Source organism: Cellulomonas algicola, assembly GCF_003851725.1.
Classification (GTDB): domain Bacteria; phylum Actinomycetota; class Actinomycetes; order Actinomycetales; family Cellulomonadaceae; genus Cellulomonas; species Cellulomonas algicola.
Window position 1 is genome coordinate 1 of record NZ_BHYL01000062.1, and the last position, 13,580, is coordinate 13,580.

Consider the following 13,580-nt stretch of genomic DNA (forward strand, 5'->3'; position numbering starts at 1 on the left):
ACGATCGCCCCCGCGAGGCCCAGCCCGGCGGTGCCCTGGGCGGCGGCCCGGGCGGCGCGGCGTCGCCGGACCCGCCGGTGCAGGGCCGCCGCCTCGAGCGTGCCGAGCGGCGCGTGCGCCGCGACGTCGTGCAGGGCGGTGCGGAGGTCGGTGCTCATCGGGCGCTCCTCGGGGTCACGAGCTGGATCTCGGTCGGTTCGGTCGCGACGGGGCCGAGCACGCGCTCGAGCGCGCGCACGCCGTCGCTCAGGTACCGCTTGACGGTGCCGGTCGCGAGGTCGAGCCGGTCGGCGATCTCCGGCACGGTGAGGTCCTCGAAGTAGCGGAGCACGACGCACGCCCGCACCCGCGGCGCGAGCCCGGCCAGCGCAGCGACGACGTCCTGCCGCGCGTCGACGCCGTCGGCAGGACCGGCGGACGTGTCGGGCGTCGCGACGAGGTGCCGCACCCTCAGCCACTGGCGCCGGCGGCGGTACCCGTCGACGTAGGTCCGCAGCACCGTCTGGCGCACGTACGCCTCGACGGCCGCGGGCTCGCGCAGGCGGGCGCGGCGGGACAGCACGGAGACGAGCGCGTCCTGCACGAGCTCCTGCGCGTCCGCGGCGTCGCCCGTCAGCAGGTACGCGTACCGCAGCAGCGCGGGCCCGCGCTCGCGGACCAGCTCGTCCAGCACGTCGTCCCAGTGCACGTCGCTCCTCGCGTCGGTCCGCCGGCGTGTCCCGGCACCCCGTCATGACGGATGGCGCGCAGGTTCCGTTGGGGTCGACCTCGACGGCCTCGATCCCGCGGACCACCGGCTGGACGACGCCGGGCTACCCGGTGGCGTGCACGTGCGGCGTGGCGTCGCCGTCGAGCACCGGTGCGTCGACGTCGGCCGTGCCGCGGTCGATCACGAGGGCGCGCAGCTCCTCCGGGGGTGGGCCGCCCCCGGGGCCGCCGTGGCGCAGCCACGCGGCGAGGGCCGCAGTCGCGTCGTCGCCGGCCAGACGCTCGAACCAGACGGGCGCGACCCCGGCTCGCCGGCAGTGCGCGGTCGGCCGTGCGACCACCACGTCGCCGCGCTCGCACTCGTCGAGGCAGTCGACGAACGTGAGCCGCGCGACGCCGGTGCCCGCGAGCCGCCGCAGCCGCTCCGCCTGGCCGCCGCGCAGGTCGTCGACGCCCTCGAGCGTCTCCCCGGCGCACAGCGCGCACGCGGTCAGCCCGGGCAGACCGGCGTCCGCGGGCGCGCGGTCGGCGGGGGAGTCGTCGTGCGGCACCGGACGACGGTACGTGACGACGGCACGGCGCGGATGCCGCGGGGGCGCGTGCCGCGTGGCGTCGGCGGTCCTCGCCCGTCGGTGCCGCACCGGCCGCTAGCGTGGACGTACCCGCCGGGAGGAAGCCCGGGCACCGTCGACGAGGAGGGGTCGTGGGCCGTCGTCCGACGCTCGACGACCTGGCGCGCCACGCGGGCGTCTCGCGCACCGTGGCGTCGCGGGCGGTGAACGGCGAGCCGAACGTCTCGCCCGCCAAGCGGGCCGCGGTCGCCCGCGCGGTCGCGGAGCTCGGCTTCGTGCCGAACGCGACCGCCCGTGCGCTCGCGACCAACCGTGCCGGCGCCGTCGTCCTGGCCGTGTCGGGAGACGACCCCGCGCTCGTCGCGGACCCGTTCTACGTCGAGGTCATCGTGGGTGTCGCGGGCGTGCTGGAGGAGGCAGACCTCGACCTCACGCTCCTGCTCGCGGCGTCCGACCGCGGCCGGGCCCGGCTGGAGCGCGCGCTGCAGTCGCGGCGCACGGACGGGCTCATGCTCATGGCGACACGCGGCGACGACCCGCTGCTCACGGTCGCGCGGGCGACCGAGAGCCCGGTGGTCCTCGGCGGCCGGCCGCTGCACGGGGACCCGGGCCTGTGGGTCGACGTGGACAACGAGGACGGCGGTCGACGCGCGGCCGAGCACCTGCTGGCCACCGGGCGTCGGCGGGTCGGGATCATCACGGGAGGCGAGCAACTGCGCGCGCCCGTGGACCGGCGCCGCGGTGCGGAGGTCGCGCTCCGTGCGGCGGGGGTCGACGCCTGGGTCGAGGTCGGCGACTTCAGCGCCGAGTCCGGTGAGCGGGCGACGGACCGGCTCCTCGAGCGGCGCCCCGACCTCGACGGCCTGATCGCCGGCTCGGACAACATGGCGGCGGGCGCGCTGCGGACCCTGCGGGCACGTGGCCGGTCGGTACCGGACGACGTGGCGGTCGTCGGGTACGACGACCTCCCCGTGGCCCAGCAGACGGACCCGCCGCTGACGACGGTCCGGCAGCCGATCCGGCGCTTCGGCGCCGAGCTCGCGGCGGCGCTCGTGCAGGCGATCGACGGACGTGCGGCGGAGCCCGTCCTGCTGCCGACGACGCTCGTCGTGCGGGGGTCCGCTCCTCTGCCGTGAGGGCTTGACGGCTCCGACGTGCTCGCACCACGATGAGGACGCGCCGCACTGGAACCGCTTCCAGTCTGGCCTCTCAGCACCGGCTCGACCGAGCCCTCCGTCCGGTCCCGCGCCCTCGTCCGTCGTGGGTGCGTGCCGGTGCCGAGTCCGACGGGCGCGTGCCGGCGCCCGAGGGAGGAAGGGTCGGGCGGCGGGGGCACCCGGCGCCCGACCCTTCGCCCGCGACGGCCGTCAGTGCCGCGTGTCCCTCACCCAGTCGTGCGTCGCGGACCGCTGACCGCCGTACCGGCACGGGCCGAGCCGGCTGTCGATGCCGGTGCCCGGGCCGGCAGTCACCGGAGAGGTCGTGCGACCGGAGCCCGCCCACGGCGTACGGGCGCCCGAAGCAGCGGCGCTGCCGGCGGTGTCGGGCCGTCGACCGGCGACCGACACGTGGACGCCAGGCATGCGCGGGAATGCCCGTCCGCGACGCCGGTTGAGACCGAGCATGACCACCTACGGAATCATCGGCGCCGGGAATATCGGCAGCCAGGTCGCCCGCGCCGTCATCGGGCTCGGCCACGACGTCGTCATCGCCAACTCGCGCGGTCCGGAGACGCTCGACGCCCTCGTCGCGGAGCTCGGCCCGCGGGCGCGCGCCGCGACCGCCCAGGAGGCGGCGGCCGCCGCGGACGTCGCGGTCGTGACCGTGCCTCTGAAGGCCGTCGCCGACATCCCGGTCGAGCCGCTGGCCGGCAAGGTCGTGCTCGACACCAACAACTACTACTGGGAGCGCGACGGGCGCGTCGAGGCGCTGGACCGCGGCGAGAAGACGACCTCGGGCCTGCTGCAGGAGCACCTGCCCGCGTCGAAGGTCGTCAAGGCGTTCAACCACATCGGCGCCGCGGACATCACGACCGACGGCCACCCCGCGGGGAGCGAGCAGCGCCGCGCGCTGGCCACGTCGAGCGACCACCCGGAGGCCGTCGAGCACGTCACGGCGCTGTACGACGCTCTCGGGTTCGACACGGTCGACGTCTCGCCGCTGAGCGAGTCGTGGCGCGTGGAGCGCGACCGGCCCGCCTACGTCGTCCGCCAGAACCGGGCGGAGCTCGTCGAGAACCTCGCCCGGGCACCGCGCACGATCTGACACCCCGCCACGCACCCGGTGCGGCGGGTCCTCGGACCTCGCCGCGCCGGGTGCGTCGCCGTGCCGGGATGCCCGCGTGTGCGACGACGGCCGGCTCCAGGGTGGCGGTCGCGTGACCGCCCGTAGCGGCGATATGCGTCGGATGTTATCGTCGCTACGTGGCCACACGAGCGCTGATCCTCGAGAAGGCGGCCGAGCTGCTCGCCTCGTCCCCCGACGGCACGGTCTCGACCCGGGCGGTATGCGAGGCGGCCGGTGTCGGGCAGCCCGTCCTGTACCGGCTCTTCGGCGACAAGGACGGGCTCATGTCCGCGGTCGTCGACCAGGTCTGGGACGAGTACCTCACGATGAAGCGCGCCGCGACACCGTCGGCCGACCCGCTCGACGACCTGCGCCGCGGGTGGGACGCGCACACCGCGTTCGCCCTCGCGCACCCGCACGCCTACCGCCTGGTGTTCGGCACAACCCTGACGACCACGCCCGAGGCCCCGGCCGAGGCGATGGCGCTGCTGCGCGGCGTCCTCGACCGGCTGGCCGCCCAGGGCCGCCTCCGCCTCCCGCCCGACGACGCCGCGCGCGTCGTCATGGCCGCGAACAGCGGCGTCGCGCTCGGTCTGCTCCTGCGGCCCGGGTCCTATCCCGACGCGGCGATCTCGACGCTCACCCGGCAGGCCGTCGAGCGCGCCGTCCTCGCGGACGCCGGCCCGGCCGACGACGCCCCGGCGGTCGCGGCGACCACGCTGCGCGCGCACCTGCGCGAGACCGAGCGCTTCAGCGCGCGGGAGGCGGCGCTGCTCGACGAGTGGCTCGCCCGCCTCCAGACGCCCCCGGCCGCGGACCGACCGCACCTGACGGCACCCGACCGCACCTGACGGCACCCGACCGCACTCCCGCGCGCCGACCCTGCGCGCCCCACCCGACCACCGAGGAGACACCCATGCCCACCAGCACCCCCACCACCCGCGTCGCGCTCGTCACCGGCGGTTCCGGCGGCATCGGCGCGGCCCTCGCGCAGCGCCTCGCCACCGACGGGTACGCGGTCGCCGTGCACTACGCCGGCAACCGCGCGAAGGCCGACGACCTGGTCGCCGGCATCACGTCCACCGGCGGCCGGGCGATCGCCGTGGGCGGCGACGTCGCCGACGAGGTCGCCATGACCGCCGCCTTCGACGAGGTCGAGTCCACGTTCGGCGGCCTCGACGTCGTCGTCCACACCGCGGGCGTCATGGTGCTCGGCCCCGTCGCCGACTACGGGCTCGACGACTTCGACCGCATGGTGCGCACCAACCTGCGCGGCACGTTCGTCGTCGCCCAGCAGGCCACCCGACGTGTCCGCAGCGGCGGCGCGATCGTCCTCTTCTCGACGTCGGTGACCCGCACGCAGTTCCCCACCTACGGGCCCTACGTCGCGACCAAGGCGGCCGTCGAGGGCCTCACGCTCGTCCTCGCGCGCGAGCTCCGAGGCAAGGACGTCACGGTCAACACCGTCGCCCCCGGTCCGACCGCGACCCCGCTGTTCCTCGACGGCAAGGACGAGCAGACGGTCGAGCGGCTCGCGCAGGCCGTGCCGCTCGAGCGCCTCGGCCAGCCCGTCGACATCGCCGAGACGGTCGCCTTCCTCGCCGGACCCGCCCGCTGGGTCAACGGCCAGACGATCTTCACCAACGGCGGCCTCGCCTGACGCCCGCCGCGCCGGGACGACGAAGGCCGCAGCCCGTGAGGGGCTGCGGCCTTCTGACGTGCGCCCGATAGGATTCGAACCTACGACCTTCTGCTCCGGAGGCAGACGCTCTATCCACTGAGCTACGGGCGCATGGCGCGCACACGGGTGTGCGGGCCGGAAGCGAGCGTCAGCGTATCAGCCCGTCAGGCCTCGCCGAGAAACGCGGACAGGTACCCGGACGTCTCCGCGACGGCGCGCGCGTCGTCCCCGGCGACGATCGCCTCGACCAGCCCGTCGTGCGCGTCACCGCCGTGGGTGTCGCTCACGAAGTTGAACCGGATGTTCTCGCCGATCGCGTCGAGCAGGTTCTCGTACAGGGAGACGAGCACGGGGTTCGCGGCGGTCCGCACGATCGTGCGGTGCAGGTCGAGGTCGGTCACGACCATCTTGTCGAGGTCGCCGGCCTGGTAGGCGGCGGCCCGGGCGTCGCGCGCGTCGAGCAGCGCGGACGCGTCGGTCGCGGTGCGGCGGCGGGCCGCGAGCCGGGCGGCCTCGACCTCGAGCGCGCGGCGCACCTCGACGACGTCGCGCTGCCGGGCGTCGGCGATGTGCCGGCCCATCGTCACCGCGAGCTCCGAGCTCGACAGCACGTACGTGCCCGAGCCCTGGCGACGCTCCAGCAGCCCCGCGTGCACGAGCGACTGCACGGCCTCGCGGACGGTGTTGCGGCCGACGCCGAGCAGGTCGACGAGGGCGGGTTCGGGAGGGATGCGCGAGCCGACGGGCCACTCGCCCGAGGTGATGCGGCTGCGGAGCGCGTCGACGGCGGTGTCGATGAGTCCGGGACGTCGCGCCATGCGTCAGGTCGCCTGTCCGTGCATGGCCGAAGTCAACACCGACGGGTGCCCCCACGCCACCGTTTCGGCTGGTCGGCGCGCCGCGTCGTGCGGCCTGCGAGCGATGCGCGCCGGACGGGTGCGCGAACCGGACGCGCGTCCGGCCGTCGGCGGCGTTCCCCTACCCTTGACGGGTGACTCCCGCGCAGCTCTCCGAGGCCCTCCGGGCCGCTCTCGTGCACGCCGTCGACGACGGCACGTTCGCCCTCGACCCGGCCGCGATCCCGGCGACCGTGCACCTGGAGCGACCGCGGCAGCGCGAGCACGGCGACTGGGCGACGAACGTCGCGATGCAGCTCGCGAAGAAGGCGGGCACGAACCCCCGCGCCTTCGCGGAGGAGCTCGCGCGCCGGCTCGGTGACACCCCGGGGGTCGCGTCCGTCGACGTCGCCGGTCCCGGGTTCCTCAACATCCGCCTCGACGCGGCCGCGGCGGGCGAGCTCGCGCGCTCGATCGTCGAGCAGGGCGTCGAGTACGGGCACGGCGACGCGCTCGCGGGCGTGCGCCTCAACCTCGAGTTCGTGTCCGCCAACCCGACGGGCCCGCTGCACATCGGCGGCGTGCGCTGGGCGGCCGTCGGCGACAGCCTCGCGCGCGTGCTCGAGGCGGCGGGTGCGGACGTCACCCGCGAGTACTACTTCAACGACCACGGCGCGCAGATCGACCGCTTCGCGCGCTCGCTCGTCGCCCGCGCGCTCGGCCAGGCCGCTCCGGAGGACGGGTACGGCGGCTCGTACATCACGGACATCGCCGAGCAGGTCGTCGCGGACGCGCTCGCCGCGGGCGAGCCCGACCCGCGCACGCTGCCGCTCGACGAGGCGACCGAGGCGTTCCGCGCGCGCGGCGTCGACCTGATGTTCGCCGAGATCAAGCAGTCGCTGCACGACTTCGGCGTCGACTTCGACGTGTACTTCCACGAGGACACGCTGCACGAGTCGGGCGCCGTCGAGCGGGCCGTCGAGCGGCTTCGCCAGGGCGGGCACGTCTTCGAGCAGGACGGCGCCGTCTGGCTGCGCACGACCGACTTCGGCGACGACAAGGACCGGGTCGTCATCAAGTCCGACGGCGAGGGCGCGTACATCTCGGGCGACATCGCGTACTACCTGGACAAGCGCGAGCGCGGGTTCGACCGCGTCGTCATCATGCTCGGCGCCGACCACCACGGGTACATCGGCCGGATGATGGCCGTGTGCGCGGCGTTCGGCGACACCCCGCACGTCAACCTCGAGATCCTCATCGGCCAGCTCGTCAACCTCGTGAAGGACGGCGAGCCGGTGCGCATGTCGAAGCGTGCGGGCACCGTCCTGACGATCGAGGACCTGGTCGACGCGGTCGGCGTGGACGCGGCGCGGTACTCGCTCGCGCGCTCGTCGGCGGACTCGTCGATCGACCTCGACCTCGACCTGCTCGCGTCGGCGAAGAACGAGAACCCCGTCTACTACGTGCAGTACGCGCACGCGCGGACGGTCAACGTGGGCCGGAACGCCGCCGACGCGGGCGTCCGCAAGGAGGACGGCTTCGACGCGTCGCTGCTCGACCACGAGTCGGAGTCGGTCCTGCTGGGCCGCTTGGCCGAGCTGCCGCGCGTCATCAACCAGGCCGCCGAGCTGCGCGAGCCGCACCGCGTCGCGCGCTACCTGGAGGAGCTCGCGGGGTCGTACCACAAGTGGTACGACCAGCGCCGCGTCACGCCGTGGGGCGACGAGGAGGTCACGGACGTGCACCGCACGCGCCTGTGGCTCAACGACGCGACGCGTCAGGTCCTCGCGAACGGGCTGGGTCTGCTGGGCGTGAGCGCGCCGGAGCGGATGTGACCGGCGCGGCTCCGCAGCCGTCCGCGCACCTGCACGACGCCGGGACGGTCGTCCCCGGCGAGCCGTGGTCGACGGGTGTCGCGCGCGGCGACGACGGTGCCGTGCGCGTCGGCGGCGTCGACGTCCGCGACCTCGCGGCGCAGCACGGGACCCCGGCCTACGTCCTCGACGAGCAGGACCTGCGCACGCGTGCGCGGACGTACCGGCGCGCGTTCGCCGAGGCGTTCGCGCAGGTCGGCGCCGACGTCGACGTCTACTACGCCGGCAAGGCGTTCCTGTCCGTCGCGGTCGCGCGCTGGGTGCACGAGGAGGGCCTGCGGGTGGACACCGCGTCGGGCGGTGAGCTCGCGGTCGCGCTGCGCGCGGGCGTGCCGGGCGCGGACATCGGCCTGCACGGCAACAACAAGTCGGACGACGAGCTGACGACCGCCCTCGACGCGGGCGTCGGCCGGATCATCGTCGACTCGCTCGTCGAGATCGAGCGGCTCGCGGACCTGGTCGCGTCCCGTGGCGGCGCTCCGGCGCCCGTGATGGTGCGCGTGACGACGGGCGTGCACGCGGGCGGCCACGAGTACATCTCGACCGCGCACGAGGACCAGAAGTTCGGGCTCTCGCTCGCGCCGACGCGGGGGACCGCGGACACCGTGGCGGACGCCGACGACGACAGCCCGGCGATGACCGCGCTGCTCGCCGTGCTGGCCCGGCCCGAGCTGCGGCTGCTCGGCATCCACTCGCACATCGGCTCGCAGATCCTCGACCCGTCGGGGTTCGCGGTGGCCGCGAAGTCCGTGCTCGCGCTGCGGGCGCGGCTCGCGCGGCGCACGGGCGTGCTCGTCGCGGAGGTCGACCTCGGCGGCGGGTACGGCATCGCCTACCTGCCGGGCGAGGTCGCGCTCGACCCCGACCGCATCGCCAAGGAGATCGCCGCGTCGGTCGCCGACAGCGCCGCCGAGGTCGGCACCGACGTGCCGCGGTTCTCGATCGAGCCGGGCCGCGCGATCGTCGGGCCGGCTGGGCTCACGCTCTACACCGTCGGGACCGTCAAGCCCGTGCGCGTCGACGAGGGCCTGACCCGGCTGTACGTGTCCGTCGACGGCGGTATGAGCGACAACATCCGCCCCGCGCTGTACGGCGCGCGGTACCACGCGGAGGTCGTCGGGCGGCTGTCGACGGCGGACCGGGTGCTGGCGCGCGTCGTCGGGAAGCACTGCGAGAGCGGCGACATCGTCGTGCACGAGGTGCTGCTGCCGGGCGACGTGCGCGCGGGCGACCTGCTCGCGGTCGCGGCGACGGGGGCCTACGGGCGCTCGATGGCGTCGAACTACAACCTGCTGACCCGCCCGCCGGTCGTGGCGGTCGCCGACGGCGCGTCGCGCGTCCTGGTCCGCCGCGAGACGGTCGCCGACCTCCTGGCCCTCGACACCGACGCCTGACGTCGGCCCCGCTCGAGCCCGACCCGGGCCTGGTGACCGTCCGGACGACGATCGCGGTACCCAGGACCGGGTCGGCCCGCGCCGGGCCCCACCACACGGTGTGGACGGCGTCCCGCCCGGTGCGCGCCCGGCTCTATCCTGGGCCGCGTCACCGCCCGCCCCCGGCGCCGGCCACGGCCCGCGGACGCGGCGCGGGGTGACACCCACCGACCGAGAGGCCGTCCCCGTGGTCCTGCCGTCCGACCCCCGCCCGTCCCTGCGCGTCGCCGTCCTCGGCTGCGGCGTCGTCGGCACGGAGGTCGTCCGGCTCCTCACGACGCAGGCCGACGACCTCGCCGCCCGCGTCGGCGCCCGCCTCGAGCTCGTCGGCGTCGCGGTGCGGGACGTCGACGCGGAGCGCGACCCGGTGGTCGACCGCACGCTGCTCACGACGGACGGCACGTCGCTCGTCGAGAAGGCCGACGTCGTGGTCGAGGTCATGGGCGGCATCGAGCCCGCGCGGAGCCTGCTGCTGCACGCGATCGAGCACGGCGCGTCCGTCGTCACCGCCAACAAGGCGCTGCTCGCGCAGGACGGCCCGACGCTCTACGCCGCCGCCGACGCCGCGGGCACCGACCTCTACTTCGAGGCCGCCGTCGCGGGCGCCATCCCGATCGTCCGCCCGGTGCGCGAGTCGCTCGCGGGCGACCACGTGCGCCGCGTGCTCGGCATCGTGAACGGCACGACGAACTACGTGCTCGACCGCATGACGACCGAGGGCCTCGACCTCGACCAGGCGGTCAAGGAGGCCCAGGCGCTCGGCTACGCCGAGGCCGACCCGACGGCCGACGTCGAGGGCTACGACGCCGCCGCGAAGGCCGCGATCCTCGCGTCGCTCGCGTTCCACACGCGCGTCGCGCTCGACGACGTGCACCGTGAGGGCATCACCGCGGTGACCGCGCAGGACGTCGAGTGGGCCGCCCGCACGGGCCACGTCATCAAGCTGCTCGCGATCGCCGAGCGCGGCGAGACCGCCGACGGTACGTCGGGCGTCCAGGTCCGCGTGCACCCGGCGCTGCTGCCCGCCGACCACCCGCTCGCGGGTGTGCGCGGCGCGTTCAACGCGGTGTTCGTCGAGGCCGAGGCCGCAGGCGAGCTCATGTTCTACGGCCGCGGCGCGGGCGGCGTCCCCACCGCGTCGGCGGTGCTCGGCGACGTCGTGTCGGTCGCGCGGCACCGCGTGCTCGGCGGCAAGGGCCCGGTCGAGTCGTCCTACGCCGCGTTCCCGGTGCTCCCCGCCGCCGCCGCGCGCACGCGCTACCAGGTGCGGCTCGAGGTCGCCGACCGGCCCGGCGTGCTCGCGCAGGTCGCCGCGGTCCTCGCGTCGCACGACGTGTCGATCGAGGCGGTCCGCCAGACCCCGGCCCGCGACGGCGACCCGACCAGCGCGGTCGCGCACCTCGTCATCACGACGCACACCGCCCCCGACGCTGCCCTGCAGGCCACCGTCGACGCCGTCGCCGGCCTCGACGTGGTCCGCAGCATCGTGTCCGTCCTGCGAGTCGAAGGAGCCTGATGGCCCACCAGTGGCGCGGCGTGATCGCCGAGTACGCCGACCGCCTGCCCACGCACGTCCAGGAGACCGTCGTCACGCTGGGGGAGGGCGGCACGCCGCTGATCCCGGCGCCTGCGCTGTCGGAGCGCTCGGGTGCGGACGTGTACGTGAAGTTCGAGGGCATGAACCCGACGGGCTCGTTCAAGGACCGCGGCATGACGACCGCGATCTCCGCGTCGGCGGCCCGCGGCGCGAAGGCGGTCGTGTGCGCGTCGACCGGCAACACGTCCGCGTCGGCCGCGGCGTACGCGACGCGTGCGGGCATGGTCTGCGCGGTGCTCGTGCCGGACGGCAAGATCGCGATGGGCAAGCTGTCGCAGGCGATCGCGCATGGCGCGCGTCTCCTCCAGGTCGACGGCAACTTCGACGACTGCCTGGTCGCGGCCCGCAAGCTCGCCGAGGCGTACCCGGTCGACCTCGTGAACTCCGTCAACCCGGACCGCATCGAGGGCCAGAAGACGGGCGCGTTCGAGATCGTCGACGCGCTCGGCGACGCCCCCGACATCCACGTCCTGCCGGTCGGCAACGCGGGCAACATCACCGCGTACTGGAAGGGGTACCGCGAGTACGCGGGCCTCGACGCGGGCGAGAAGCACGGCGCGGTCGCGACGCGCACGCCCGTCATGTGGGGCTTCCAGGCCGCCGGCGCCGCGCCCATCGTCCAGGGCTTCCCGATCGACCAGCCCGAGACCATCGCGACCGCGATCCGCATCGGCAACCCCGCGTCGTGGCAGCAGGCGGAGGAGGCGCGCGACGTGTCGGGCGGCCTCATCGAGTCCGTCACCGACGCGCAGATCCTCGCGGCGCACCGCGTGCTGTCCGCCGAGGTCGGCGTCTTCGTCGAGCCCGCGTCGGCCGCCGGGGTCGCAGGGCTGCTGATGCTGGCCGAGCAGGGCCGCGTCCCCGCGGGCGCGCGCATCGCGATCACGGTGACGGGGCACGGCCTCAAGGACCCGCAGTGGGCGCTCAAGACCCCCGAGGGCCACGACGTCGAGCCCGTGCGCGTCTCCGCGGACGTGGTGTCGATCGCCGCCGCGCTCGGCCTGGACTGAGGCCGCGATGCGCCTGGGGGCGGACCACGTCCGCGTCCGCGTCCCCGCGACGAGCGCCAACCTCGGTCCGGGGTTCGACGCGCTCGGGGTCGCGCTCACGCTGCACGACGAGCTCGAGGTCCGCGCGCTCGGCACGCCGGGCGTCACGGTCGAGGTGACCGGCGAGGGTGCGGGCGAGGTGCCCGACGACGAGCGGCACCTCGTCGTGCAGGCGCTGCGCACCGCGCTCGACCACGTCGGCGCCCCGCTGACCGGCCTCCATCTGACGTGCCGCAACGCGATCCCGCACGGGCGCGGCCTCGGGTCGTCCGCAGCAGCCGTCGTCGCCGGGATCGTCGCGGCGCGCGCGCTCGTCGCGGACCCGGACGCGCTCGACGACGACACCGCGCTCGCGCTGGCCACCGCGATGGAGGGCCACCCGGACAACGCCGCGCCTGCGCTGCTGGGCGGCGCGACCGTCGCGTGGAGCGACACCGGGACGGGCGCGGTGCAGGCGGCCCGCATCGCGGTGCACGACGACGTCGTGCCGGTCGCCGTCGTCCCCGGCACCCACCTGTCGACCAAGGCGGCCCGCGGCGTCCTGCCCGCGACCGTGCCGCACGCCGACGCCGCGTTCCAGGCCGGCCGTGCGGCGCTGCTCGTCGAGGCGCTCGGGCGGCGCCCCGACCTCCTGCTCCCCGCGACCGAGGACCGTCTCCATCAGCAGCAGCGGCGCGCGGTCATGCGCGACTCGCTCGCGCTGGTGGACGTCCTCCGGGCCGCGGGCGTCGCGGCCGTCGTCTCGGGCGCCGGTCCGACGGTCCTGGCCCTCGCGCGCCGCACGGGGAAGACGACGGGCCCCGACCGTGTTGAGAGGGTGAGCACGGACGCCGACGACGCCCTGACCGCCGCGTTCGGCGGTGTCATGGGCGGCTGGCGGATCCTCCCGCTCGCGGTCGACACCGAGGGCGCCCGCGCGGAGCGCGTGTCGTCGAGCCGCCCGATCGGGTGAACCGCGACACCAGTGCTGCGGCGGACTCCGGGTCGCACCGACAGTGATAACATCGACGCGTTCCCCGGACCTCGTCCTCCGGGCCGCCCGCGCCGTTCGTCGCCCGGGCGATTCCCTCGAGTCGACCCCCCGGGAGCGCTCCAGCCCACGCGCGCAGATGTCGCAGACGTCGTCGTACGCGCCGTGCCGCTCCATCACCGTCCCCGGTCGTCTGACCGGGGCCCGGCCGCACCCCGTCCCCGTGGGGTGGGCCACCGACGAGGGGAAGGGTCCTTCGTGACAGACACCATCGATCCCGCCGTGACGACCTCCGGCGGGTCCGCCCGCGCCGGCTCGATCACCGCGCTGCGCCTGCCCGAGCTGCAGGCGCTCGCGTCCGAGCTCGGCGTCAAGGGCACCTCGAAGATGCGCAAGGGCGACCTGGTCGACGCGATCAACGCCGCCCGCGGGGGCAACCGCTCCCGCGCGCTCGACGAGCCGCGCCGCACCGAGTCGGTCGCCGTGGCCGACGCCCCGCCCGCGCGGGAGCGTCGCCGCCGTGCGCCGCAGGCCGCCGCGCAGGACGCGTCCGCCGCCGCACCCGCCGCTGAGC

Annotated in this window: 13 protein-coding genes and 1 tRNA gene; 10 read left to right on the forward strand and 4 right to left on the reverse strand. The window is 75.4% G+C overall.

Features of this window, described 5'->3' with window-relative positions; translation table 11 throughout:
• Positions 1 to 154 precede the first annotated feature (154 nt).
• The gene (locus CTKZ_RS04955; protein ID WP_124341912.1) at positions 155 to 688 is read right to left on the reverse strand and encodes a SigE family RNA polymerase sigma factor; all 534 of its coding nucleotides are present in this window, start codon (positions 686 to 688) and stop codon (positions 155 to 157) included.
• 124 nt (positions 689 to 812) lie between these two features.
• Entirely contained in the window at positions 813 to 1,259 is a 447-nt protein-coding gene (locus CTKZ_RS04960; protein ID WP_235843342.1) for a hypothetical protein, read from the reverse strand.
• A gap of 152 nt (positions 1,260 to 1,411) precedes the next feature.
• On the opposite strand from CTKZ_RS04960, the gene CTKZ_RS04965 reads away from it, so the two are divergent.
• From CTKZ_RS04965 to CTKZ_RS04980, 4 genes are all read left to right on the forward strand, one after another.
• A complete protein-coding gene (locus CTKZ_RS04965; RefSeq protein ID WP_124341913.1) occupies positions 1,412 to 2,416 on the forward strand; it encodes a LacI family DNA-binding transcriptional regulator in 1,005 nt (334 codons plus the stop codon).
• A gap of 445 nt (positions 2,417 to 2,861) precedes the next feature.
• Complete coding sequence (locus CTKZ_RS04970; protein ID WP_371852328.1) at positions 2,862 to 3,545, forward strand: NADPH-dependent F420 reductase; 684 nt, start codon at positions 2,862 to 2,864, stop codon at positions 3,543 to 3,545.
• A gap of 158 nt (positions 3,546 to 3,703) precedes the next feature.
• Complete coding sequence (locus CTKZ_RS04975) at positions 3,704 to 4,417, forward strand: TetR/AcrR family transcriptional regulator (protein WP_200829640.1); 714 nt, start codon at positions 3,704 to 3,706, stop codon at positions 4,415 to 4,417.
• A gap of 65 nt (positions 4,418 to 4,482) precedes the next feature.
• Entirely contained in the window at positions 4,483 to 5,226 is a 744-nt protein-coding gene (locus CTKZ_RS04980; protein WP_124341915.1) for an SDR family oxidoreductase, read from the forward strand.
• A 59-nt stretch (positions 5,227 to 5,285) separates the two neighbouring features.
• Here CTKZ_RS04980 and CTKZ_RS04985 read toward each other — a convergent pair.
• Both CTKZ_RS04985 and CTKZ_RS04990 read right to left on the reverse strand, forming a co-directional pair.
• A tRNA-Arg gene (locus CTKZ_RS04985) sits at positions 5,286 to 5,358 on the reverse strand.
• Between the two features lie 53 nt (positions 5,359 to 5,411).
• Positions 5,412 to 6,065 (reverse strand): FadR/GntR family transcriptional regulator, encoded by a 654-nt coding sequence (locus tag CTKZ_RS04990; protein WP_124341916.1) that lies wholly within the window; start codon positions 6,063 to 6,065, stop codon positions 5,412 to 5,414.
• Between the two features lie 173 nt (positions 6,066 to 6,238).
• On the opposite strand from CTKZ_RS04990, the gene argS reads away from it, so the two are divergent.
• The 6 genes from argS to CTKZ_RS05020 all read left to right on the forward strand — a co-directional run.
• Positions 6,239 to 7,918, forward strand: coding sequence for an arginine--tRNA ligase (argS, locus tag CTKZ_RS04995; protein ID WP_124341917.1), 1,680 nt, complete (start codon positions 6,239 to 6,241; stop codon positions 7,916 to 7,918).
• Positions 7,915 to 9,351, forward strand: a complete 1,437-nt coding sequence (gene lysA / locus CTKZ_RS05000) for a diaminopimelate decarboxylase (protein WP_235843343.1) — start codon at positions 7,915 to 7,917, stop codon at positions 9,349 to 9,351. Before argS ends, lysA begins: the two co-directional genes overlap by 4 nt.
• 196 nt (positions 9,352 to 9,547) lie before the next feature.
• Positions 9,548 to 10,906 (forward strand): homoserine dehydrogenase, encoded by a 1,359-nt coding sequence (locus CTKZ_RS05005; protein WP_235843344.1) that lies wholly within the window; start codon positions 9,548 to 9,550, stop codon positions 10,904 to 10,906.
• Positions 10,906 to 11,997, forward strand: a complete 1,092-nt coding sequence (gene thrC, locus CTKZ_RS05010) for a threonine synthase (protein ID WP_124341918.1) — start codon at positions 10,906 to 10,908, stop codon at positions 11,995 to 11,997. Before CTKZ_RS05005 ends, thrC begins: the two co-directional genes overlap by 1 nt.
• Before the next feature lie 7 nt (positions 11,998 to 12,004).
• Positions 12,005 to 12,988, forward strand: a complete 984-nt coding sequence (gene thrB / locus CTKZ_RS05015; RefSeq protein ID WP_124341919.1) for a homoserine kinase — start codon at positions 12,005 to 12,007, stop codon at positions 12,986 to 12,988.
• A 276-nt stretch (positions 12,989 to 13,264) separates the two neighbouring features.
• Positions 13,265 to 13,580, forward strand: a 316-nt coding sequence (locus CTKZ_RS05020; RefSeq protein WP_235843345.1) for a Rho termination factor N-terminal domain-containing protein, incomplete at its 3' end; no start/stop codon positions are given.